A 23324-nucleotide genomic window follows, 5' to 3' on the forward strand; every position below is an offset into this window, starting at 1 on the left:
GGGCAACCGGCAGCGGGAAAGGTAGTGGCCGGACTTGTTCAGCCGACTACCGGCCCGGTCTACCGGCCCCGGCAGCCGAGGCCGATGAATCGTCCGTGGCACCCGCAGCCGGGGCCGACGTCCCGGTGGTCGACGTCGTTCCCGTTCCTGCCGGCTCACCGGCCGGGGACCGCGTCTCTCGGGGCTGCCCGGCCGTTGTACTGGCGGGAGAAGGGGCGGCCACTTCTTCGTTCCCGTTGACGCCTGCGACATCGTCAGGTTCATCCGCCGACGCGCCCACGTCCGCCGGTTCCACCCTCTCCGCCGTCGTCGGGTCCGTCATCGGCACCGACCCGACGTGCCCGTTCGGGTCGGTGTCGTGCGACTGGTCGCCCTCCCGCGTCAGATCGGCGGCGTTCCGCGGGTCGGCCAGGTCGTCGCCGCCCACCACGTCGGCGGGACCCGACCGTTGTCGCGGTACGACGACGGCACCGACTTCCATCGCCTCCTGTTCGCCCGAAGCCGACTGGGCCGAGAGACTGGAGGGTGCCTGCCAGCGGATGCGGGGTGGCTCGGCGAGCGGACGCCCGCCGAACTCCGCCAGCCAGGCGGCCACCATGGCAAGGTTCTCCCGCCACTGGTCCTCGGAGATGGGCGGAAGGATCGAGTCCCACAGGGACAGGAAGGTTCCGCGGAGCTGAAGGCGCCCGTACGGCCTGGCCAGGAACCACAGGTGCAGGTGGGCGGAGCCGTCACCCCAACGATTCACGTGGACGCGAGCGACGCCGTCGAGCGACCGGATGGCCCGTTCCAGCCGGACTGTCATCACACCCAGTTCGGCGGCGAGCAGGTTGGGCAGGTCACCGAGGTCGAGGTGCGACCGGGATTCCAGGATGAGCACCATCGGCAACCCGGTGGGGCGGTCCATGGCGCGCACCCGCCAGCGTTCGCCCACCCAGATGTACGCGTCGTCGGGGGCGTTGCAGGCGGTGCACTCCCGGTTGCCCTCGCCCTTACGAGGAGGTTCGACCGGGACCGGATCGTCGAGCTGCTTGACACGGAGGTCGCCCTCGAAGGGAAAGGAGGGCCACTGGGTGAAGTACGGAACTGAGGGAGGGGTGTCCTGCACGACGCTGACCCTAACCCGAGTTCACCACCGCTGTCCCTACCCGATTCAGCGACGATCGAGCGCCGGACCTCGGGGTCACCGGGTTCTTCCCCAGGGATATCCACAGGCCGCTGAAACTCCGACCACACGCCGTCATCCGCTGCTCAGTAAGGGATTCCGGCGCTGGTTTCACGTGAAACACCGAGAGCCTGTGGATAACCCCTGTGGATAACTTTTGCCGGTCGTTGAACTGTCGCAGACTCTTGCCGACAGCGTTCATGACGGCTGCGCCGAGCCCCCGCAGACGCGTCGACGCGTACGGCTGTTTCACGTGAAACGTGACGACGAGGTGCTCCGGCCGAGCCCTCGGCCATCGCCGCCAGCCGGGTTCGTGACGCGACCTGTCCCGTGGAACACCTCGCGCGGCCTCTTCCGTGGTGCGCGTCCGAGCAGGACGCGGCCGGCTGAGCGGTGCCGCCGGTAGAGGTGGTGCCAGCGAAGACCTGCTGTTGGCGGTCGAGCGGTTCTCGCCCGTCAAAGAGCCCAGTCCGGGGACGGTTTCCTTACCAAGGAGAACGAGAACAGATCGGCGTGCGGACAGCGAACGCGGAGGCGGGGCACGCGGAGGCAGGGCACGCGGAGGCGCTGGGATGGCGCTCGGCAAGTCAGAGTGTGCGATCGGACGCAGGTGGTCCGGATGCGCGTAGCCGGCCGACCTGATCCTTTGCCCACGCTCACCAACGCCGGCTAGCCGGATCGGCCGTGTTCGCCGGGGAACGACACGGTGTCATGGTGGCACCGCCGTCGGCCGCCGACCCTGCTGGCCGCCCGGACCCCGGGGAGGCGAACGGGACAGTTGTCCGCCGCGGTCGACCTGCCGGCCAAGGGGCATGGACCCCGGAGCTTCCGTGCGGGCGGATCCACCGTCGTCTTGTCTGGTTCCATCGGCACCCGGTGACGACTGAGGGGTTGACCAGGTGCCGCCAGGGAGTCGGGATGAGCGCCCTCGTCACCGACGGTTTCACGTGAAACGGCGCTCAAGCCGACTCAGCTGGCAACTCCCCACCAGGGCCTCCGGCGGCCTCACGGCCTGCTGGGGCCATCGTGACGACGCCACGGGAGACTCTGCCGGGCAGCGCGGTCAGCGCGGATCAGCGGGGCGCGTGCTGCGAACTGTGCGAGGGCACCGGTGCGCAGACTGCACTGCGTCATAGCGCTGAATCCGTGACCGGGGTGCCGCGCCAGGAGTGGTCTCAACTTCCAGAGGAGTCCGCACCAACCGTCTCCGCGCACCCGCCACGAATCCCGACCCCACAAACCCCGACCCCACAAACCCCGACCCCACGAATCCCGACGCCGCGGGCACACGCGTCGTACAGCCGCCGGCACCACAGTCGACGAGCCGCCACCGCTGCGTCTCCCGGCCCAGCATCCCCCAACAGCGACGACGGCCGCGTCCCCGGCAGGGGGCGCGGCCGTCGGACGGCGAAGCGTTGTCGGCTCAGGCCTCGGGTTCCTCTTCCTGCCCGACACCGATGATGCCGACGATTCGCTCCAGGTCGTCAACGGTGGCGAACTCGATCGTGATCTTGCCCTTGCTGCGACCGATGTCGACTTTCACTCTGGTGTCGAAGCGATCGGAAAGACGGTCCGCCAGATCGGTCAGTGCGGGGGCGTGAGGCTTCGGACGGCGGCGGGCCGCCTCCTTCTTCGAGGTGCCGTCGCTCAACGACAGCGCCACGATCTCCTCCGTTGCCCGGACCGACAGTCCCTCGGCCACGATGCGGAGCGCGAGCTGATCCTGGGCCGCAGGCTCGTCGAGACTCAACAGTGCCCTGGCGTGGCCGGCCGAGAGGACGCCGGCTGCGACCCTCCGCTGCACCTGCGGTGGCAGGTTGAGCAGCCGGATCGTGTTCGAGATCTGCGGGCGGCTGCGTCCGATCCGGCGGGCCAGTTCCTCGTGGGTGGCACCGAACTCGTCGAGGAGCTGTTGGTAGGCGGCGGCTTCTTCCAGCGGATTGAGGTTCGCCCGGTGGATGTTCTCCAGCAGGGCATCCCGCAGCATGGCGTCGTCACGGGTGTCGCGGACGATCGCGGGAATGCTGTCCCGTCCGACCGCCTGGGCGGCCCGCCACCGCCGCTCGCCCATGACGAGTTCGAACTTCTCCTCGTCGAGTTGACGGACGACGATCGGCTGGAGGAAGCCGACCTCCTGAATGGAGGTCTTCAGCTCCTCCAACGCCTCCTCGTCGAAGACCTGCCGGGGCTGCTTCGGGTTCGGCACGATCGAGTCCACCGGGATCTCGGCGAACCGGGCACCCGGCACGGGGCTCAGCGACGGCTCCGGCGGGGCAGGGGCGGCGGACACCACCTCCGCAGGTGACTCATCCCGGTCGGCTACGCCGTCGACCGCCGACCCCGCCACGATTGCCGGTGGGGGCGTGCCAGTGTCAGGTGCCGGCCCGGTCGGGATGAGTGCCCCCAGGCCCCTACCCAGACCGCCCCGAGGACGGTTCTTCATGCCACGCCTCCCAGCGCCTCGTCAGCACTACGCATTCCGGCTCACCGGCTCCTTGACACCGCGCTCGGCGATCTCCTGGGCAGCCTCGAAGTAGCTTGTCGCTCCCCGCGACCCGGGATCGTAGGTCATCACCGACTGGCCGTAACTCGGTGCCTCGGAGACCCGGACGTTGCGGGGAATGACCGCTTGGAGAACCTTGTCGCCGAAGTGATTGCGCACGTCCTGCTCGACGGCGTCGGCGAGCCGGGTACGCCGGTCGTACATGGTGAGCAGGATGGTGGACACCTCGAGCTTCGGGTTCAGGTGCTGACGAACCAGATTGATGTTGTTGATCAACTGGTTGAGGCCCTCCAGGGCGTAGTACTCGCACTGGATCGGGATCAGCACCTCCTGCGCGGCGACCAACGCGTTGACCGTCAACAGGCCGAGGGAGGGCGGGCAGTCGATGAAGACGTAGTCGAAGTGCCCCGGGTATGCGGCGATCGCGCGAGCCAGCCGGGACTCCCGGGCCACCACCGACACCAGCTCGATCTCCGCGCCGGCGAGGTCGATGGTCGCGGGTACGCACCAGAGGTTCGGGATGCCCTCCACGCCCTGGGCCACCTCCTCCAGGGGCACGCTGTTGATCAGGCAGTCGTACACGTCGGGCACCCCCGTGTGGTGGGGGACGTTCAGCCCGGTCGACGCGTTTCCCTGGGGGTCGAGGTCGACCACGAGCACCCGGTTCCCGTGCAGGGCCAACGCCACCGCCAGGTTCACGGTCGTCGTGGTCTTGCCCACGCCGCCCTTCTGATTAGCGACGCCCATGACCCGCGTCCGGTCCGGGCGAGGCATCGTCACCTCGCCACTGGGATTCAGGATCTGCACGGCGCGCATCGCCTCCATAGCCAACGGTGGGTCATCCTCTTCGCGCGTCGGGGTTTCACGTGAAACGTACGCGGACTCGGTTCCGGGGGGAGTAACCGATGTTCCTGGCGTGTCGTCCGCGGTTACCGGCGGGGTCGCCTCCAGCGCCGTGTCGGGGGTCGGCTGCTGTGGTACTCCCGCTTCGAACCGTACCGCCGGAGAGGGGCTGCGACGCAGCGGGATCACCTGTCCCCCGGCATCGTCGGGACCGACCGCAGGCTCCCTCGACGGCGGCCAGGCAGCACCGGTGGTCGCCCCCTCCTGCCGGGCGGGCGGCGCAGATCCGGCCGGACGGGAGGTCCGCTCCGAGGACCAGTTCGGGCGGTCGGTTTCACGTGAAACAGGGTCGCCCGTCGGCCCGCTCATGGGTGGATCGTCGTACCTGCCGTCGTCATGCACCTGTCATCCCTGCCCGCTTCGGATGGTCGGTCCGCACCCGTCAACCTGGGCCGCCACGCACTTACGAAGACGCGACCGCGGCCTGGCGGGAACGGTCCCGGTGGACGCCGTCGCCGCCCGCTCCACACTATCGACGCGCGGCCAGCCTACGGCTCCCGGCCGCGACCGGTCCACGTCGGGTTGGTAACCGTCTTCCGTTGCTCGTCTGGATGACCGACGCCTGCACGGTCCAACGACGAAGGCCGCCGGTGGGAGCGCCGCCGCTCCCGACCTCCGGTGGTGCGCGTCGACCACGGTCGCCGGCGCCGGTGCCGTCGTCGCCGATGCCGCGTGGAACCAAGGCCGGCGTTGACAGCGAAGCCCCAGCCGGCGGTGCCGCGTGGAACCAAGGCCGGCGTTGACAGCGAAATCTCAGCCGGCGTTGACAGTCGTCGCGCACCCGCGACTCGTCCTAGTTGGTCGCCGGCACCGGGATCAGCCCCGGCGGGACCGCCCGCCCCTGGACTTCTTCTTCGCCGCGGACCGGGGGCGGACGACCCGTTCGCGCACGATCTCCACCACGGTGGTCGGCGGATCGATGAGGCCCGAGCCGCAGAGATGCAGGGTCGGCACGCCGCCGCCGAGCCGATCGACAGCGGCGGCGTGCTCCGTGATCTCATCGACGGCCGAGGCACCCTTGAGCGCCACGAGGCGTCCCCCCGGCACGACCAACGGCAGGCACCAGCCCGCGAGCCGGTCGAGCGGGGCCACGGCCCGGGCGGTCACCACGTCACCGCTGAGCGGACCGGCCCCGGCTGATCCGGTCGCCGCCTCCTCGGCCCGACCACGGAACACCCGGACGGACCTCGTGAGCCCGAGCTGCTGCACCACCTCGATCAGGAACGAGGTGCGTCGGGCAAGTGGCTCGACGAGGGTGACCGCGAGGTCGGGCCGGGCGATCGCCAGTACCAGCCCCGGCAGACCCGCGCCGGAGCCGACGTCGAGCACGGTCGCTTCGGTGGGGAGCCGGTCGGCGACGGCGGCGCAGTTCAGCAGGTGGCGATCCCAGATCCGGGGAGCCTCCCGCGGCCCGATCAGCCCGCGCACCACGCCGTCGGTGGCGAGCAGTTCGGCGTACGCGGCGGCCAGTTCCAGCCGATCGCCGAACAGGGTCCGGGCCGCTTCAGCCAGGTGGGGCGGCAGCACCGCGTCGGTGGGCGAGGGCCGCACAGGCGACGGCCCGGGCGGTGTGCCGCCCGGGCCGGCCACGGCAGCGGCCGTGGTGTCGTCGTGGGTCACCCGGTCAGTCCGCCGGCCGCACGACGATGCGTCGGTTGGGCTCCACGCCCTCCGACTCGCTCTCCACACCGCTCATCGCGTTGACCACGTCGTGGACGCACTTGCGCTCGAACGCCGACATCGGCTCCAGGCGCACCGGCTCCCCGTGCTCCTTCACCTTCTCGACGGCGTTGCGGGCGACGGCGCCGAGTTCCTTGCGCCGGTTGGCGCGGTAGCCGCCCACGTCGAGCAGCAGCCGGCTCGGGGTGCCGGTCTGCCTGAACACGGCCAGTCGGGCCAACTCCTGGAGGGCCTCCAGGGTGGCACCCCGCTGGCCGACCAGGTTCTGCAGACGCCCGCCGACGACCTCGACCACCGGGCGACCGCCGGAGACCAGTTCGTCGATGTCGCCGTCGTAGTCGAGGATGTCGAGCAGCCCCTCGACGTAGTCGGCGGCGATCTCGCTCTGCCGGAACAGGTCGCTCTCGGCCGGGGCCTTCTTCTCCCGCGTGCCCGCCTCGGCGGTTGTCTCGCCGTCCTCGTCGCCCGTAGCGGCGGGAGTGGTCTCCTCGTCGTCCAGAGACTGGTCGGCGCGGGGGATGCTGGTGTCGGTCACGGTGTCATCTCCGTACTCGCTCGGCCGGACCGTCGGGTCCGCTGGTTCCCCGGGGCCGGCGGGACGTCGCCGGTGCCCACGGGCACGTCTGTCGGGCAGTGTCGCCCAGGGGCCGCGTCGCGCGCGGCGCTTTGCGCTCCGGCGCCGGCCTCACGGCGGCGGCACGGTGCGGAACGGGCCGCCGCCGGTCACCCGGCGACGGCCCGGACGATTCAGCCCTGCCGCTTGGCGGGGCGTCCCTTCTTCGGGTTGGCCGGCTTGGCACCCGGCTTCGGCCCGGCGACCTTGGGCGCTGCCGGCTTGGCGGCCGGGGCCGGGGTGGCGGCCTTGCCTCGGCCGAACAGCCCACCGGCTCGGGCCGGTTGCGCCGGGGTGCCCGGCTTGCTGGTGGCCGTCACCGGGGGCGGGAACTTGCGCAGGACCCACTGCTGCTGGCCGAGGGTGAAGAGGTTGTTGGTGACCCAGTAGATGATCACACCGATGGGGAAGATGGCACCGGAGATCAACAGCGACAGCGGGATGCCGTAGAGCATCAGGCGCTGGATCATCCGTTGCTGCGGGTCCTCCGCCCAGCCGGTCTTGAGGATCATCTGACGGCTGGTCAGGTAGGTGGTGCCCATCATGACCAGGACCAGGATGCCGGCCATGATCTTCACGGTGGTGCTGTTGGCACCGAGCTGGGCGAGTTCCTCGGCGGTGGAACCGAACTTGCTGGCGATGGGCGCGGTGAACAGCGTGGCCTCGGACGCGCTGTTGAACTGGTCGACCGTCCAGCCGTACAGATCCTTGTTGTTCTTCTCCGGATCCGGGTTGAGCCGGCGGAGCACGTGGAACAGGCCGAGGAAGACCGGGATCTGGAGGAACATCGGAAGGCAGCCCATGAGCGGGTTGGCCTTTTCCTTCCGATAGAGCTCCATCATCTCCTTCTGGAGCGTCTCCCGGTCACCCTTGTGCTTCTCCTGTAGCGCCTTGACCTGCGGCTGGAGCGCCTGCATCGCCCGCTGCGACTTGATCTGCTTCACGAAGACGGGGAACAGGATCACCCGGACGGTGACCACCAGGAAGATGATGGCCAGGATCCAGGACCAGTTGGTGCCGAGGACCTCACCGACCGGAACTCCGACGGCGTCCCAGGCCGAATGCCAGGCCAGCAGGATCCACGAAATCGCGTAGTAGATCCAGTCGAGACTCAATTCTCAGGCTCCAGTCACATCGGCACGGCGGCGGCCGCCCGGCTCCGGCACCGGGTCGTATCCACCTGGGTGGAAGGGGTGGCAGCGCAACAACCGCCGGACCGTCAGGCCGGCTCCCCGGAACGCGCCGTGTCGCGCCACCGCCTCCAGGGCGTACGCGCTGCACGACGGGTAGAACCGACAGCGGGCCGGCAGGGCCGGACTTATCCACCGACGGTACGCGATGATGGGGCCGCTCAGCACCCGGGCACCGGGAGTCGTCGGCGGGGGAATGCCCGGTCCACCTGTCACCGCGACCGCCGCCCCCGGGGTGTCCGCGCGGCGGCCAGCGCCGCGTCGAGGTCGGCGGCGAGGCGCGGGTACGCGGCCTCGGCTGCGGCCGGCAGGGCGCGTACCACCAGGGTGCTCCCGGTCGGCAGCCCGGCGAGCCGTTCCCGGACCAGATGCCGCAACCGGCGACGGACCTTGTTGCGGACCACCGCCGGCCCGACGGCCTTGGACACGACGAAGCCGGCGCGGGTGGGCGCGGAAGGGTTCTCCGCACCGCTGCGCGCCGGCTCCGTCGGCAGGTCTGCCGTGAGGTCGGGCGTTCCGGGGAGGGTCAGGTGGACGACGACTGCGCCGCGGCCGGCGCGTCGGCCACCCCGGACCGCTGCGGCGAAGTCTGTGCTACGCCGCAGTCGCTGTGCGGCGGCCAACACGACTGCCCACGCCCCCGGACCGGACCGGTCGGCCTCAGGCCGCCAGGCGGGTGCGGCCCTTGGCGCGACGGGTCGAGAGGATGGCGCGGCCGGCACGGGTGCGCATGCGCAGCCGGAAGCCGTGGGTCTTCGCGCGCCGGCGGTTGTTCGGCTGGTAGGTGCGCTTGCTCACGTCAGGCTCTCCGTTTTCCGTACGCCCCGGGCGAGGGGCCCGTCGGGTCGTGTGGTGGTCCGGGCCACCTTCACGGTGGCCCCGTTCGGCGCTGCCCGGTGGAGCGGGACCTCGGTGGTGCGGGGTCACGACCGCGGGCAGCAAGCATCCATCACCCTAGCAGAGGGCGAGAGAGCAGCCGCTCCAGCCTACGTAGGGGCGCAATCACCGTCAAACCCTCCCAGCAGGGCGGACACCCGGGAAGCCGGAAGGGTGCCCGGCGGTTTCGCCGCCGCCACGGAGGCGTCGCCGCGCGTGACGGTTGATGGCGCGGCGACATCGCTGTTACCGTGCCCGATTGCGGTCAGCGTCGAAAGGTCCGGTCGCCGCCCGGTGAGGCAAGACCGGACACGGTGGTGAATCGTTCGGCACGGTGAACCCGCTTCAGCGCCCGTCCCTGCAGGGGCAGGTCGGACCCGCGTCCGGCGGACGGCCACAATCGGTCGGTACACAGGCTGTGGATAACTTGTGGAGGACGACCGGTGGGCCGTCCGGGCAGGATGCGCGGACACCCGCCCGAACGGGTCGGTCCCCGGGATGGATCGGCCGGGGACGGTGTCCGGGAGCAGAGGCGAGGGGGTGGCACGACGGTGACCGGTACGACCGACCTTGCCGCGGTGTGGACGGCTACGACCGACGAGCTCGCCGACGAGATCATCTCCGCCCAGCAGCGCGCCTATCTGCGGCTGACCCGGTTGCGAGCCATCGTCGAGGACACCGTCCTGCTCTCCGTGCCCGACGCCTTCACCCGTGACGTGATCGAGTCCCGGCTGCGCCCGGCCATCACCGAGGCGCTGAGCCGCCGGCTGGGCCGGTCCATCCAGGTGGCGGTGACCGTCCGGGTTCCCGAGGACGGCTCCGGCCGGCCGGCCGGCACGGTCTACCGGAGCGCCCCCGAGCAGTCCGCCGGCCCGGCGGGCTTCGGCGACGAGCCCGGCGGCTTCGACGGCCGCCCGCCCCACCCGGGTCGGCAGCTGCCGCTCATCCCGGGGCAGGCACAGCCCGAACGCGCCGAACCGCCCACCGACCGCGTCGTGGTCGACGGCGACCACGGCTCCGGCCCCGCCGGCCAGGAGGCACTGTTCAGCACCGCCTTCGCCGAACCGCCGCACCCCGACCGGCCGCCGCACCCCGAGCGGCGCGGCTTCGACGAGCGGGCCGCCCGCCTCGACCCGCTGCCCGCCGAGCCCCGGTCGTTCGACGGCCACTACCGCGAGGACGCGGGCATCTCGCCACGCGACCAGCACGTGATCCGGCCGATGCCGCGCGACGGCGACACCGACAGCGGGCCGGGCCGGGGCGGCAGGGACCACCGCTCGGGGTTACGCGACGACCGGCGGCTGCCGACGGGTGCGGACGCCGGCGGCAACCGGCTCAACCCGAAGTACATGTTCGAGACGTTCGTCATCGGTTCGTCCAACCGGTTCGCCCACGCGGCGAGCGTGGCGGTGGCCGAGTCGCCGGCGAAGGCGTACAACCCGCTGTTCATCTACGGCAGCTCGGGGCTGGGCAAGACGCACCTGCTGCACGCCATCGGGCACTATGCGACGACGCTCGGCAACGCCCGCTCGGTCCGGTACGTCTCGACCGAGGAGTTCACCAACGACTTCATCAACTCGCTGCGGGACGACAAGACCAGCGCGTTCCAGCGCCGTTACCGCGACGTCGACATCCTCCTGATCGACGACATCCAGTTCCTGGAGAACCGCGAGCGGACCCAGGAGGAGTTCTTCCACACCTTCAACACGCTGCACAACGCGAACAAGCAGATCGTGATCACCTCCGACCGGTCGCCGAAGCAGCTCGCGACACTGGAGGACCGGCTGCGGACCCGGTTCGAGTGGGGCCTGCTCGCCGACATCCAACCGCCGGATCTGGAGACCCGGATCGCGATCCTGCAGAAGAAGGCCGCCCAGGAGCGCCTGTACGCCCCGCCGGACGTGCTGGAGTTCATCGCCTCGCGGGTGTCGAACTCGATCCGGGAGTTGGAGGGGGCCCTGATCCGGGTCACCGCGTTCGCCAGCCTGACCCGCTCGACCGTGGAGCTGTCGCTGGCCGAGGAGGTGCTGCGGGACTTCATTCCCGACGGTGCCGGCCCGGAGATCACCGCCGACCAGATCATGGTGTCGACCGCCGACTACTTCGGGGTGAGCCTGGAGGACCTGCGCGGCCACTCGCGGTCGCGGGTGCTCGTCAACGCCCGCCAGGTGGCCATGTACCTGTGCCGCGAGCTGACCGACCTGTCGCTGCCCCGGATCGGGCAGGCGTTCGGCGGCCGGGACCACACCACCGTCATGCACGCCGACCGGAAGATCCGCCAGCAGATGGCCGAGCGGCGGTCGCTCTACAACCAGATCGCCGAGCTGACCAACCGGATCAAGCAGACCACCTGAGGCGTACGCCGGCCGGGCAGGGAACACCCGTCCGGCGGCCACCCTGTCAGCGACGGACCCGGCCGGAGGGCCGGGCTTTTTCGTGCCCACCGCTGGACCCTCGACGAGGTGAAGGCCACAGGATCATGCCCGTGACCGTCCACCGCCTCGATCGTTGTCCACAGCTCTTCGTCCACAGGCTTGTGGATAACCACCCTGCGTTCCCGACCAGTTACCCACAGGCTGTGGAGAAACCCTGGGGACAACCTTGTGGACGCCTGTGGACACCTGTGGACATCGGCGCCCGTTGTCCACCGCGGACGGTCGGCCTGTGGGGAACCTGTTGAAGGTTCTGGGGATAACGGCTCCGTCGGCCGTCCCGACAATCCACAGCCCTGGGGAGAAACCCGGTGGATAACCGGTGGACAACGTGTGGACAACGGTGGAAAACCCGTGGACGTGAGCCGCCTGTGGATGGCCGCTCGGGTTTTGCCCAAGGTTCTCCACAGCTAAACCACCGGTGGATAACGTGCCTGAGCTGCACGAACGTCAGTTATCCCCAGTTTGCACAGGTGCGACGAAGACGATGAGTTATCTCTTCTAAGAGAACAAAAACCAATCATCACCGTTGGACTTCCTGTGGATCGGGTCGCGGACCGCCGTCGGCGGTCACCCCGGCACCTGGATCCACGGGGTCGGGCGCACAGCCGATGCCCGCGCGCCCTAAGGTGCGATGGGTACCCGCACGGTCAGGCGGGACGGTGGGCAGCGGTCGGCATGAGAGAGTTGTCGCTGACGTCGACGCGGAGGCATTGATGAAGTTCCGAGTGGAGCGCGACGCGCTCGCCGAGGCCGTGGCCTGGACCGCGAAGAGCCTGCCCAGCCGGCCGTCCGTGCCGGTGCTGGCCGGTGTGATGCTCCGTGTCACCGACGGCAACCTGCAGGTCTCCGGGTTCGACTACGAGGTCTCCAGCCAGGTGACCGTCGAGGTCCAGGGCGACGCCGACGGCGCCGCGCTCGTCTCCGGCCGGTTGCTCGCCGAGATCACCAAGGCCCTGCCCGCCAAGCCGGTGGACATCGCCGCCGTCGGGGCGCACCTGGAGCTGGTCTGCGGTAGTGCCCGGTTCACCCTGCCCACCATGCCGGTGGAGGACTACCCCACCCTGCCCGAGATGCCGGCCAGCGCCGGCACCATCGACGCGGCGGCCTTCGCCGCCGCCGTCGCCCAGGTCGCCGTGGCCGCCGGCCGGGACGAGACGCTGCCGATGATGACGGGCGTACGCCTCGAACTGTCCGGCGGAACCCTCGCCATGCTCGCCACCGACCGTTACCGGCTGGCGCTGCGCGAGATGGAGTGGAACCCGGACGACCCGGAAACCAGCATCAACGCGCTGGTGCCCGCCCGCACCCTGCACGACACCGCCAAGGCCCTGGGCCCGCTCGGCGGCCAGGTCATCATGTCGCTGTCCCAGGGCGCGGCCGGCGAGGGCATGATCGGCTTCTCCGGCGGCACCCGCCGAACCACCAGCCGGCTGCTCGACGGTGCCAACTACCCGCCGGTGCGCTCGCTCTTCCCGGCCAGCCACAACGCGGAGGCGCGGCTGGCCGTCGCCACCCTCATCGAGGTGGTCAAGCGCGTCGCCCTGGTGGCCGAACGCACCACCCCCGTGCTGCTCAGCTTCAGCGTCGACGGGCTGGTCGTCGAGGCCGGCGGCACCGAGGAGGCGCGGGCCAGCGAGGCCATGGAGGCCACCTTCACCGGCGACCCGCTCACCATCGGCTTCAACCCGCAGTACCTGATCGACGGCCTCACCAACCTCGGGGCCCAGTTCGCCGTGCTCTCGTTCGTCGACGCCTTCAAACCCGCCGTGATTTCACCTGCCGGCGAGGATGGCGAGGTCATCCCTGGGTACCGGTACCTCATCATGCCGATCCGCGTATCCCGCTGATCGCGCAGAGACATCCGCACCCACGGAGGTAGAAACGACATGCAGCTCGGCCTGGTAGGACTCGGCCGGATGGGCGGCAACATGCGGGAGCGGTTGCGTGCCGCCGGCCACGACGTGGTCGGATACGACCGCGACGCGGAGCTGAGCGACGTCGCGAGCCTGGCGGAACTGGCCGAGAAGCTGGACGCCCCCCGGGCCGTCTGGGTGATGGTCCCCGTCGCCTTCACCGACGCCGCCATCGACGACCTGGCCGACGTGCTCGGCGAGGGCGACATCGTCATCGACGGCGGCAACTCGCGGTTCAGCGACGACGCCCCCCGCGCCGAGCGCCTCCACGAGCGTGGCATCGGCTACGTCGACGTGGGGGTCTCCGGGGGTGTCTGGGGCCGGCAGAACGGCTACGGCCTGATGGTCGGCGGAGCCAGGGAGCACGTCGACCGGCTGATGCCGGTCTTCGACGCGCTCAAGCCCGAGGGCGACTTCGGCTTCGTGCACGCCGGCCCCGTCGGTGCCGGCCACTACGCCAAGATGGTGCACAACGGCATCGAGTACGGCCTGATGCACGCCTACGCCGAGGGCTTCGAGCTGCTCACCGCCTCCGAGCTGGTCACCAACGTGCCCGGCGTGTTCAAGTCCTGGCGGGACGGCACCGTGGTCCGCTCCTGGCTGCTCGACCTGCTGGACCGGGCCCTCGACGAGGATCCGGAGCTGGCCGAGCTCAGCGGCTACACGGAGGACACCGGCGAGGGCCGTTGGACGGTCGACGAGGCCGTCCGTCTCGCCGTGCCGCTCAACGTCATCACCGCCTCGCTGTTCGCCCGCTTCCAGTCCCGCCAGGACGACTCACCCGCGATGAAGGCCGTGTCCGCCCTGCGCCAGCAGTTCGGCGGCCACGCCGTCCGCAAGCCCTGACCGGCATTCGCAGCCTGTGTACGTCCGCCGGCTCGAACTGGTCGACTTCCGCTCGTACGAGCGGATCGGCGTCGACCTGGAACCGGGGGCGAACGTCCTCGTCGGCGCCAACGGCGTCGGCAAGACGAACCTCGTCGAGGCCATCGGCTACGTGGCGACCCTGGACTCCCACCGGGTCGCCACGGACGCCCCCCTCGTCCGGATGGGTGCCACCTCCGCCGTGATCCGTTGCGCGGTCGTGCACGAGGGCCGGGAACTGCTCGTCGAGCTGGAGATCGTGCCGGGCCGGGCCAACCGGGCCCGGCTCGGTCGCTCACCCGCCCGCCGGGCCCGCGACGTGCTCGGAGCGCTGCGGTTGGTGCTGTTCGCTCCGGAGGACCTGGAACTCGTCCGGGGCGACCCGGCCGAGCGCCGTCGCTACCTCGACGACCTGCTGGTGCTGCGCCAGCCCCGCTACGCGGGCGTCCGAGCCGACTACGACCGGGTGGTCAAGCAGCGCAACGCCCTGCTGCGCACCGCGTACCTGGCCCGCAAGACGGGCGGCACGCGCGGCGGGGACCTGACCACCCTGGCCGTGTGGGACACCCACCTGGCCCGGCACGGTGCCGAACTGCTGGCCGGCCGGCTGGAGCTGGTCGCCGCGCTGACCCCGCACGTGGCCAAGGCGTACGACGCGGTCGCCGCCGGTCGGGGCGCGGCCGGGATCGCCTACCGGCCGTCGGTGGACCTGACCGAACCCACCACCGACCGGGAGTCCCTGGCCGCCGCGCTGACGGCCGCGCTGGCCGATGCCCGGTCCGCCGAGATCGAGCGGGGAACCACCCTGGTCGGCCCGCACCGCGACGAACTCACCCTCACGCTCGGTCCGCTGCCCGCCAAGGGGTACGCCAGCCACGGCGAGTCCTGGTCCTTCGCGCTGGCGCTGCGGCTGGCCGGGTACGACCTGCTGCGCGCCGACGGCATCGAGCCGGTGCTGGTGCTCGACGACGTCTTCGCCGAGTTGGACACCGGTCGCCGGGAACGGCTGGCCGAACTGGTCGGCGGGGCCGCTCAGCTGCTGGTGACCTGCGCGGTCGACGACGACGTCCCGGTCGCGCTGCGCGGTACCCGGTACGTCGTCACGGAAGGAACGGTGCACCGTGTCGACTGACCCCGGATCTCCGCCCCGCCGACGTCCGCCCGAACCGGGCCGCACCGCACCGGCCGGGGCGGACAGTGCGCGTACCGCCTCGGGCGGCGAGTCGGGGACGGACCGGGCGGCGGCACGGACCGCGCCCGGCGCGGACGCCGGCCCGGTCGCAGACGGTGCGCCCGGCGCGTCGGGGCCCGAGCTGGCCCGGGCGGTGCTGGACGCGGCGAAGGCCCGCCGAGGTGCGGCGGCGCGGACCCGGCGCACGGGCGGGGCCGGCGGCACCGGCGGCGAGCGGCGGCTGCGGGGGTACTCCGGGCCGGGGCCCGATCCCCGTGATCCGCAGCCGCTCGGGGCGGTGCTCGACCGGCTGGTGAAGGCCCGAGGCTGGCAGCAGCCCGCGGCCGAGGCGACCGTGTTCGGCGCGTGGGAGCGGGTGGTCGGTCCCGACGTCGCCCAACACAGCCGGCCCGTCAAGCTGGAGGACGGCGAGCTGACGGTCGAGGCCCGGTCGACGGCCTGGGCCACCCAGCTGCGGCTGCTGGCCGCCTCGCTGCTCAGGCAGATCGCCAGCGAGGTGGGTCACAACGTGGTTCGCAAGCTGCACATTCACGGCCCGGCCGCACCCTCCTGGTCGCGCGGTCCGCGTCGGGTGCGGGGCCGGGGCCCGCGCGACACCTACGGCTGACCCCGGACCGTCGGCCCCGAGGCCGACTGCCGCGGCCCGGCCCGGCCCGGCCCGGTGCGGTGCGGTGCGGGCGGGATGGTACGGCCCGGCTCAGTGCGGAGCGGCTCAGTGCGAGCGGCTCAGTGCGGCCCGGCGCGGTCAGGCGTCGGCGTAGACGGCGAACCCACGGTCGGCGCAGCGCCGGTAGAACGCGGCCAGCACGCTCAGTTCGGCGCAGGTGAAGTTCCACTGGGGCGGTGCGCCGCTGTCGTCGCGCAGCCCGTCGAGCCGGCTCTCCAGCCAGCGCAACTGCTGCTCGGCGAGCCGACCGTCGGCGAGCAGCGACCGCAGCACCTCGCCGACGGACTCGAATGTGACCGCCTCGCCGTGCGGGCGGTGGGCCGCCACGAACCGTTCGATGCCGCCCGCGACCCAGGAGCAGCCGTCCGGGTCGATGACCGGGTCCTCGTCCTCCGCGGCGGCGTCGGTGGCGTAGAGCACCCCCTCCAGGCCGAGCAGCAGGTCCACCACCTCGGTGTACGCGGTCGCCCGGACGGTGCCCGTCTTGGCGATCAGCTCGGCCAGCGCGGCCGTGGGCGCGGAGATCCGCGGCATGTCGGCGATCTCGCCGAAGTCGACGAACTCGGCCGGCGCGACCGGGTCGTAGAAGCGGCCGGTCCGCGGCCAGTGCACCGCGACGTTGTCCAGCCCCATCTGGCGTCACCTCTCAGCACGAGTCGGGTCGATCTGGTCGATCGTCCGGTTCCGGCCGCCAAAGATCAAGGCCGCCGCCGCCAACCTACGGCACGACCGCTTGCAGCCCGATCCTGACAGGCGGTCGTCGGCCGGTCGCACCCCCCGGTGGGGGCCTGGCGTGTAGGGGGAGTTGCGGGCAGCGGGGTTCGGCCGGCTACGAACGTCTCAGACGCCACGAAGGGGGTGCCGAGTGGTGGTTCTGTCGCCCGCTCACAGTAAGATTGGCGTGAGACGAAGACCCGGTGCGAGCGACGAGACACGGGGCCCGGTCCGGGCCCTTGATCATCGTCCGACTCGGGTCGAGCCGATCGCGATCCGCGGGCAACCGCGGCGACCGGCGCGTTCGACCCGTACCCCGGAACTGCCCGGTACCGGTCCACGCGCCGACGTCGCGTCCTGTCCGCCGAACCCGCGCCCGACCGCGCCACCAGGTGCACACGGCGCGAGAAAGTGGCCGAGGGTGGCAGCGCAGGACAATCAGGAGTACGGCGCCGAGTCGATCACCGTCCTCGAGGGTCTGGAGGCGGTCCGCAAGCGGCCCGGGATGTACATCGGATCGACCGGCGAGCGCGGTCTGCACCACCTCGTGTGGGAGGTCGTCGACAACGCGGTCGACGAGGCGATGGCAGGGCACTGCGACACCATCGACGTGGTGCTGCTCGCCGACGGCGGCGTCCGGGTCACCGACAACGGCCGTGGCTTCCCGGTCGACCTGCACCCCAAGCTCAAGAAGCCGGGTGTCGAGGTCGCGCTCACCGTGCTGCACGCGGGCGGCAAGTTCGACGGCAAGGCGTACGCGGTCTCCGGAGGTCTGCACGGCGTTGGTGTCTCGGTGGTGAACGCCCTCTCCACCAGGATGGCCGTGGAGATCCACAAGTCCGGCTCCGTCTGGCGGCAGCAGTACCACCAGTCCAAGCCGACCCCGCTGGAGAAGGGCGAGGCGACCGACCGGACGGGCTCGGCGGTCTCCTTCTGGCCGGACCCGGACGTGTTCGAGACGGTCGACTTCGACTTCCAGACCATCTACCGGCGACTCCAGGAGATGGCCTTCCTGACCCGTGGCCTCACCATCCACCTGCTCGACGAGCGGGTGCCGGAGGGTGAGGAGGGCAAGCTCCGCGAGGTGACCTTCCACTACGAGGGCGGCATCGCCGACTTCGTCCGGCACCTCAACGCCTCGAAGACCCCGATGCACAAGACGGTGGTCGAGTTCGGGGCCGAGGAGGAGGGCATGTCGCTCGAGATCGCCATGCAGTGGAACGAGTCGTACGGCGAGTCGGTCTACACCTTCGCCAACAACATCAACACGCACGAGGGTGGCACCCACGAGGAGGGCTTCCGGGCCGCGCTGACCAGCGTGGTCAACCGCTACGGCGCGGAGAAGAAGCTGCTCAAGGGCGACGAGAAGCTCTCCGGCGAAGACATCCGTGAGGGCTTGGCCGCGATCATCTCGGTCAAGCTGACCAACCCGCAGTTCGAGGGCCAGACCAAGACCAAGCTGGGCAACACCCCGGTCAAGAGCTTCGTGCAGCGGGTCTGCAACGACCGGCTGGTCGACTGGCTGGACCGCAACCCGGCCGAGGCGAAGATCATTATCAGCAAGGCGTCCCAGGCCGCCCGCGCCCGGATCGCCGCCCAGCAGGCACGCAAGCTGGCCCGGCGCAAGTCGCTGCTGGAGTCCGGCTCGATGCCGGGCAAGCTGGCCGACTGCCAGTCCACCGACCCGCGCGAGTCCGAGGTCTTCATCGTCGAGGGCGACTCGGCCGGCGGCTCGGCCAAGCAGGGGCGTGACCCGCGTACCCAGGCGATCCTGCCCATCCGCGGCAAGATCCTCAACGTGGAGAAGGCCCGGATCGACCGGGTGCTGAAGAACAACGAGGTCCAGGCGCTGATCACCGCGCTGGGCACCGGCATCCACGACGACTTCGACATCGAGAAGCTGCGCTACCACAAGATCGTGCTGATGGCCGACGCCGACGTCGACGGTCAACACATCCAGACGCTGCTGCTCACCCTGCTGTTCCGCTTCATGCGGCCGCTGGTCGAACTGGGGCACGTCTACCTGGCCGCCCCGCCCCTCTACAAGATCAAGTGGAACCGGAAGGGCGACGACGCCCAGTACGCGTACTCCGACCGGGAGCGCGACGGACTCATCGCGCTGCGTCAGCAGAAGAAGCCCAACGCCAAGCCGGACGACATCCAGCGGTTCAAGGGTCTCGGCGAGATGAACTACCCCGAGTTGTGGGAGACCACGATGAATCCGGCCACCCGGACGCTGCGCCAGGTCACCCTCGACGACGCCGCCACCGCCGACGAGCTGTTCAGCGTACTCATGGGTGAGGACGTCGAGGCGCGTCGCTCGTTCATCCAGCGCAACGCCAAGGACGTCCGCTTCCTGGACATCTGACCCCGGGCCCGGTCGGCCTCCACCGGCCGGGCCAACGGGTCCACAGGGTTATCCACAGCTTGGCCGGTTTCCACAGCCGTTATCCACAAGCACAAAAGCGACTCTGAGTCTGATAAGGGTTAACAGTGACCGATATCCCCGAGTCCACACCCAACGAGCCCGAGGCCCCCGAGGTCGTCGGTGCGGTCGTCGCGCACGACCGCATCGAGCCGGTCGGGCTCGAGGTGGAGATGCAGCGCTCCTACCTCGACTACGCGATGAGCGTCATCGTGGGACGGGCACTGCCGGACGTCCGGGACGGGCTCAAGCCGGTCCACCGCAAGATCCTCTACGCCATGTTCGACTCGGGGTACCGGCCCGACCGCGGCTACGTGAAGTGCTCCCGCGTCGTCGGCGACGTGATGGGCCAGTTCCACCCGCACGGCGACTCGGCCATCTACGACGCCCTGGTCCGGATGGCGCAGCCCTGGTCGCTGCGCTACCCGCTCGTCGACGGCAACGGCAACTTCGGCTCGCCCGGCAATGATCCTGCCGCCGCCATGCGCTACACCGAGTGCAAGCTCGACCCGCTGGCGATGGAGATGCTGCGAGACATCGACGAGGACACCGTCGACCTGCAGGACAACTACGACGGCCGGGCCAAGGAGCCCACCATCCTGCCGTCGCGGATCCCCAACCTGCTGATCAACGGCTCGGAGGGCATCGCGGTCGGCATGGCCACCAAGATCCCTCCGCACAACCTGCGCGAGATCGGCGCGGCGGTGCAGTGGTGCCTGGAGCACCCGGAGGCCGACGAGGCCACCACCCTCGAAGCGCTGCTGGAGATCGTCAAGGGCCCGGACTTCCCGACGCACGGCCTGATCGTCGGGCAGCAGGCCATCCAGGACGCGTACCGCACCGGGCGGGGCTCGATCCGGATGCGTGCCGTGGTGGAGGTCGAGGAGGACAAGCGGGGCCGGCCGGCGCTGGTGGTCAGCGAGCTGCCCTACCAGGTCAACCCGGACAACCTGGCCGAACGCATCGCCGAGCTGATCAAGGAGGGCAAGCTCGCCGGGATCGCCGACATCCGCGACGAGTCCTCCGGGCGTACCGGCATGCGGATCGTGCTCGTGCTCAAGCGCGACGCGGTGGCCAAGGTCGTGCTGAACAACCTCTACAAGCACACCCAGCTCCAGGAGACGTTCGGCGCCAACATGCTGGCGCTGGTCGACGGGGTGCCGCGCACGCTGAACCTGGCGCAGTTCATCCGCTACTACGTCGAGCACCAGATCGAGGTGATCCGCCGGCGGACGGCGTTCCGGCTGCGCAAGGCGGAGGAGCGCGCGCACATCCTGCGTGGCCTGGCCAAGGCGCTGGACGCCCTCGACGAGGTGATCGCCCTCATCCGGCGTTCGCCGACGGTGGACGACGCCCGGCAGGGGCTGATCCGGCTGCTGGAGATCGACGAGATCCAGGCGACCGCGATCCTGGACATGCAGCTGCGTCGTCTCGCCGCGTTGGAGCGGCAGCGGATCCTCGACGACCTGGCGAAGCTGGAGGTGGAGATCGCCGACCTGAAGGACATCCTGGCCAAGCCGGAGCGGCAGCGGCAGATCGTCTCGGAGGAACTCGGTGAGATCGTCGCGAAGTGGGGCGACGACCGGCGCACCAAGATCATCCCGTTCGACGGTGAGGTCTCGATGGAGGACCTCATCGCCCGCGAGGACGTGGTGGTGACGATCACACGCACCGGGTACGCGAAGCGGACGAAGGTGGACCAATATCGTTCGCAGCGCCGAGGCGGCAAGGGTGTCAGCGGTGCCACCCTGCGACAGGACGACATCGTCAGCCACTTCTTCGTCTGCTCGACCCATGACTGGATGCTGTTCTTCACCAACAAGGGGCGGGTGTACCGGGCCAAGGCGTACGAGCTGCCGGAGGCCAGTAGGGTGGCCAAGGGGCAGCACGTCGCGAACCTGCTGGCCTTCCAACCCGACGAACAGATCGCCCAGATCATTGAGATCCCCCACTACCAGGTGGCGCCCTACCTGGTGCTTGCCACGAAGAACGGTCTGGTGAAGAAGACGCGACTCGAGGAGTTCGACTCCAACCGTTCCGGCGGCATCATCGCGATCAACCTGCGCGATGAGGACGAGCTGGTCGGTGCTGCCCTGGTCGCGCCGGAGAACGACCTGCTGCTGGTCTCCAAGAACGCGCAGGCGATCCGGTTCAACGCCAGCGACGAGGCGCTGCGGCCGATGGGACGGGCGACGTCGGGCGTGATCGGGATGCGGTTCAGCGAGGAAGACGTGCTGTTGGCGATGGAGGTGGTCCGGGAGGGGCTGGACGTCCTGGTGGCCACCAACGGCGGATACGCAAAACGTACCCCGATCGAGGAATACCCGGTGCAGGGCCGGGGAGGGAAGGGTGTGCTGACTGCGAAGATCACCGAGCGGCGCGGTGGTCTGGTCGGTGCCGTGGTGATCGACCCGGACGACGAGCTGTTCGCGATCACCAGCAACGGTGGTGTCATCCGGACTCCGGTGAAGCCTGTACGCCGCACGCGTGACCGGAACACAATGGGAGTCAAGCTGATGGACCTCCCGGACGGCGTGACTATCGTGGCGATTGCTCGCAATGCCGACGAGCCTGACGAACAGGACTAGTTGAATGACGGAGACACAGGCGAAGTCGGGGAACACGGGGACCTCGGCCAACCCGGTCGACGAGGAGGCCGCGAAGAGCGGCCAGCCAGCGACCGGCCGCGCGGCCGTGGGCCGGGCGACGGTCCCCGCCGACGCGCCTGCCCCGAAATTCACCCGGGCTCCCGGGATGGCACCGCCGCCGGAGAAGCCCGACGACGCCGAGCCGGAGAGCACGCCGGAGAAGACCGGGAAGGACACCCCCGCCGTCGGTGCCACCGGCGGTGGGACGGCGAGCGGCGCCGCGTCGACATCGACCCAGCCGATCACCACCCGGCCCGGTCAGTCGTCCGCCGCGGCGGGCAGTCGGCCGAGCGTCGGTGCCACCGGCACCCAGTCGCGGTTGGGTGCCACCGGCACCCAACCGAAGGTCACCGGCGGCAAGCAGCAACCCGAGGGCACCCGGGTGGCCGGCACCGCCCGACCCGTCAACGGAGGTGGACTGCCGCCGGGCATCGGCGGCGCGGCCGCCGTCGGGGCCGCTCGGGTGGGCGAGGCGGTACGCGCCGCGCGTACCTCGGTCAGCTCCGCCGCGTCGCGCGGGCCGCGCCGGGCCCGGCTGAACCTCAAGCGGATCGACCCCTGGTCGGTGATGAAGTTCGCCTTCGCCGTGTCGGTGGTGCTGTTCATCGTCGTGGTGGTCGCCACCTCGGTGCTCTACCTGGCGCTCGACGCGATGGGCGTGTTCACCAGCGTGAACGACAGCCTCACCGACCTGGTGAACGCGGGTGGCGGGCAGGGGGCGAGCGGCTTCCGGATCACCGCCAAGGGCGTGATCCTCAGTTCGGCGCTGATCGGCCTGGTGAACGTCGTGCTGTTCACGGCGCTCGCCACGCTGGGGGCGTTCGTGTACAACGTCTGCGCCGACCTGGTCGGCGGGATCGAGCTGACCCTCGCCGAGCGCGACTGACGTCCCGTACGCCGGGGCACCCGCTGACGCGGTGGCCCCGGCGTCCGCGTCTCCGGCGCACGATGGCCTCCGGCACCGCGAGTTGCGGCATGTCGGGGTGTTGTGTGGGCCCGATGCCGCGAGTTGCGGCATCCCGGGCGGGCCTCCGGCGGGGTGCCGGGCGAGCGCGCGGCGGCGCGACCCTGGGTCGGGTAGGTTCAGGACGGACGGAACGCTGCGGGCCTGACCCCGATTTGGGGCGTCGTGGCGGGATGGGTTAACCTTGCTCGTCGCAACGCGGGGCTATAGCTCAGTCGGTTAGAGCGCAGAGCTGATAACTCTGAGGTCGCTGGTTCGATTCCAGCTAGCCCCACCGCACTTCGTCCGACGACACAGTCGAGCGTGAGGGGTCGCCCCAATGTTCAAGAAGCTGCTGATTCTGGTCGGCGTCGTCGGTGTGGCCGCTGTGGTGGCGAAGAAGATCAAGGAAAGCAACGATGAGCGCGCCCTGTGGCACGAGGCGACCACCGCCCCCGACCTGCGCTGACATCGTTCCTGTCCGGTCGGTTCCCGTGCGGAGCCGGCCAGTCGCGGGGCCCTAGCTCAACTGGCAGAGCACTGCCTTTGCAAGGCAGGGGTTAGGGGTTCGAGTCCCCTGGGCTCCACTTGGC

At 70.3% G+C, this 23324-nt stretch carries 19 protein-coding genes and 2 tRNA genes; 11 read left to right on the forward strand and 10 right to left on the reverse strand.

Annotation, left to right across the window (positions count from 1 at the left end):
* Positions 1-46 precede the first annotated feature (46 nt).
* The 9 genes from GA0070616_RS28770 to rpmH form a co-directional block, all read right to left on the reverse strand.
* Entirely contained in the window at positions 47-1108 is a 1062-nt protein-coding gene (locus GA0070616_RS28770; RefSeq protein ID WP_245712751.1) for a RodZ family helix-turn-helix domain-containing protein, read from the reverse strand.
* 1480 nt (positions 1109-2588) lie between these two features.
* Positions 2589-3608, reverse strand: coding sequence for a ParB/RepB/Spo0J family partition protein (locus GA0070616_RS12645; RefSeq protein WP_091081322.1), 1020 nt, complete (start codon positions 3606-3608; stop codon positions 2589-2591).
* Positions 3609-3635: 27 nt separating this feature from the next.
* Positions 3636-4700, reverse strand: coding sequence for a ParA family protein (locus tag GA0070616_RS29145; RefSeq protein WP_425412942.1), 1065 nt, complete (start codon positions 4698-4700; stop codon positions 3636-3638).
* Between the two features lie 687 nt (positions 4701-5387).
* Positions 5388-6161: a 16S rRNA (guanine(527)-N(7))-methyltransferase RsmG gene (gene rsmG, locus GA0070616_RS12655; RefSeq protein WP_425412995.1), complete on the reverse strand. Its 774-nt coding sequence runs from the start codon at positions 6159-6161 to the stop codon at positions 5388-5390.
* 34 nt (positions 6162-6195) lie between these two features.
* The gene (locus GA0070616_RS12660; RefSeq protein WP_091081329.1) at positions 6196-6786 is read right to left on the reverse strand and encodes a Jag family protein; all 591 of its coding nucleotides are present in this window, start codon (positions 6784-6786) and stop codon (positions 6196-6198) included.
* A gap of 212 nt (positions 6787-6998) precedes the next feature.
* Positions 6999-7979, reverse strand: a complete 981-nt coding sequence (gene yidC, locus GA0070616_RS12665; RefSeq protein WP_091081332.1) for a membrane protein insertase YidC — start codon at positions 7977-7979, stop codon at positions 6999-7001.
* 3 nt (positions 7980-7982) lie between these two features.
* Positions 7983-8222 (reverse strand): membrane protein insertion efficiency factor YidD, encoded by a 240-nt coding sequence (gene yidD / locus GA0070616_RS12670; RefSeq protein ID WP_217628191.1) that lies wholly within the window; start codon positions 8220-8222, stop codon positions 7983-7985.
* A gap of 44 nt (positions 8223-8266) precedes the next feature.
* Entirely contained in the window at positions 8267-8680 is a 414-nt protein-coding gene (rnpA, locus tag GA0070616_RS12675; protein WP_091081335.1) for a ribonuclease P protein component, read from the reverse strand.
* Positions 8681-8714: 34 nt separating this feature from the next.
* Positions 8715-8852, reverse strand: a complete 138-nt coding sequence (gene rpmH, locus GA0070616_RS12680) for a 50S ribosomal protein L34 (protein WP_091061882.1) — start codon at positions 8850-8852, stop codon at positions 8715-8717.
* A gap of 629 nt (positions 8853-9481) precedes the next feature.
* On the opposite strand from rpmH, the gene dnaA reads away from it, so the two are divergent.
* The 5 genes from dnaA (at position 9482) to GA0070616_RS12705 (ending at position 15941) form a co-directional block, all read left to right on the forward strand.
* Complete coding sequence (gene dnaA / locus GA0070616_RS12685) at positions 9482-11284, forward strand: chromosomal replication initiator protein DnaA (protein ID WP_091081338.1); 1803 nt, start codon at positions 9482-9484, stop codon at positions 11282-11284.
* A gap of 794 nt (positions 11285-12078) precedes the next feature.
* Positions 12079-13212, forward strand: a complete 1134-nt coding sequence (dnaN, locus tag GA0070616_RS12690; RefSeq protein ID WP_091081340.1) for a DNA polymerase III subunit beta — start codon at positions 12079-12081, stop codon at positions 13210-13212.
* Positions 13213-13251: 39 nt separating this feature from the next.
* Entirely contained in the window at positions 13252-14124 is an 873-nt protein-coding gene (gene gnd / locus GA0070616_RS12695; protein ID WP_091081342.1) for a phosphogluconate dehydrogenase (NAD(+)-dependent, decarboxylating), read from the forward strand.
* Between the two features lie 16 nt (positions 14125-14140).
* The gene (gene recF / locus GA0070616_RS12700; protein WP_091081344.1) at positions 14141-15274 is read left to right on the forward strand and encodes a DNA replication/repair protein RecF; all 1134 of its coding nucleotides are present in this window, start codon (positions 14141-14143) and stop codon (positions 15272-15274) included.
* On the forward strand, positions 15264-15941 hold the full coding sequence (locus tag GA0070616_RS12705; protein WP_245712752.1) for a DciA family protein: 678 nt from the start codon (positions 15264-15266) through the stop codon (positions 15939-15941). The genes recF and GA0070616_RS12705 overlap by 11 nt, the downstream gene beginning before the upstream one ends.
* A gap of 138 nt (positions 15942-16079) precedes the next feature.
* Here the strand turns inward: GA0070616_RS12705 and GA0070616_RS12710 are convergent, their stop codons facing one another.
* Positions 16080-16634: a hypothetical protein gene (locus GA0070616_RS12710; RefSeq protein ID WP_091081347.1), complete on the reverse strand. Its 555-nt coding sequence runs from the start codon at positions 16632-16634 to the stop codon at positions 16080-16082.
* 502 nt (positions 16635-17136) lie between these two features.
* Between GA0070616_RS12710 and gyrB the strand changes: the two genes are divergently transcribed.
* The 6 genes from gyrB (at position 17137) to GA0070616_RS12735 (ending at position 23318) form a co-directional block, all read left to right on the forward strand.
* The gene (gyrB, locus tag GA0070616_RS12715; RefSeq protein ID WP_091081350.1) at positions 17137-19083 is read left to right on the forward strand and encodes a DNA topoisomerase (ATP-hydrolyzing) subunit B; all 1947 of its coding nucleotides are present in this window, start codon (positions 17137-17139) and stop codon (positions 19081-19083) included.
* A gap of 125 nt (positions 19084-19208) precedes the next feature.
* The gene (gene gyrA / locus GA0070616_RS12720; RefSeq protein WP_091081353.1) at positions 19209-21728 is read left to right on the forward strand and encodes a DNA gyrase subunit A; all 2520 of its coding nucleotides are present in this window, start codon (positions 19209-19211) and stop codon (positions 21726-21728) included.
* A 4-nt stretch (positions 21729-21732) separates the two neighbouring features.
* Positions 21733-22674 carry a DUF3566 domain-containing protein gene (locus GA0070616_RS12725; RefSeq protein WP_091081356.1) on the forward strand — a complete coding sequence of 314 codons (942 nt, stop codon included), beginning with the start codon at positions 21733-21735 and terminating at the stop codon, positions 22672-22674.
* A gap of 278 nt (positions 22675-22952) precedes the next feature.
* Positions 22953-23026, forward strand: a tRNA-Ile gene (locus GA0070616_RS12730).
* Positions 23027-23071: 45 nt separating this feature from the next.
* Positions 23072-23200, forward strand: coding sequence for a DLW-39 family protein (locus tag GA0070616_RS28460; protein ID WP_217628192.1), 129 nt, complete (start codon positions 23072-23074; stop codon positions 23198-23200).
* A 45-nt stretch (positions 23201-23245) separates the two neighbouring features.
* Positions 23246-23318: transfer RNA gene (locus GA0070616_RS12735), tRNA-Ala, on the forward strand.
* Positions 23319-23324: the final 6 nt, after the last annotated feature.

This window comes from Micromonospora nigra, from assembly GCF_900091585.1.
Classification (GTDB): Bacteria; Actinomycetota; Actinomycetes; order Mycobacteriales; family Micromonosporaceae; genus Micromonospora; species Micromonospora nigra.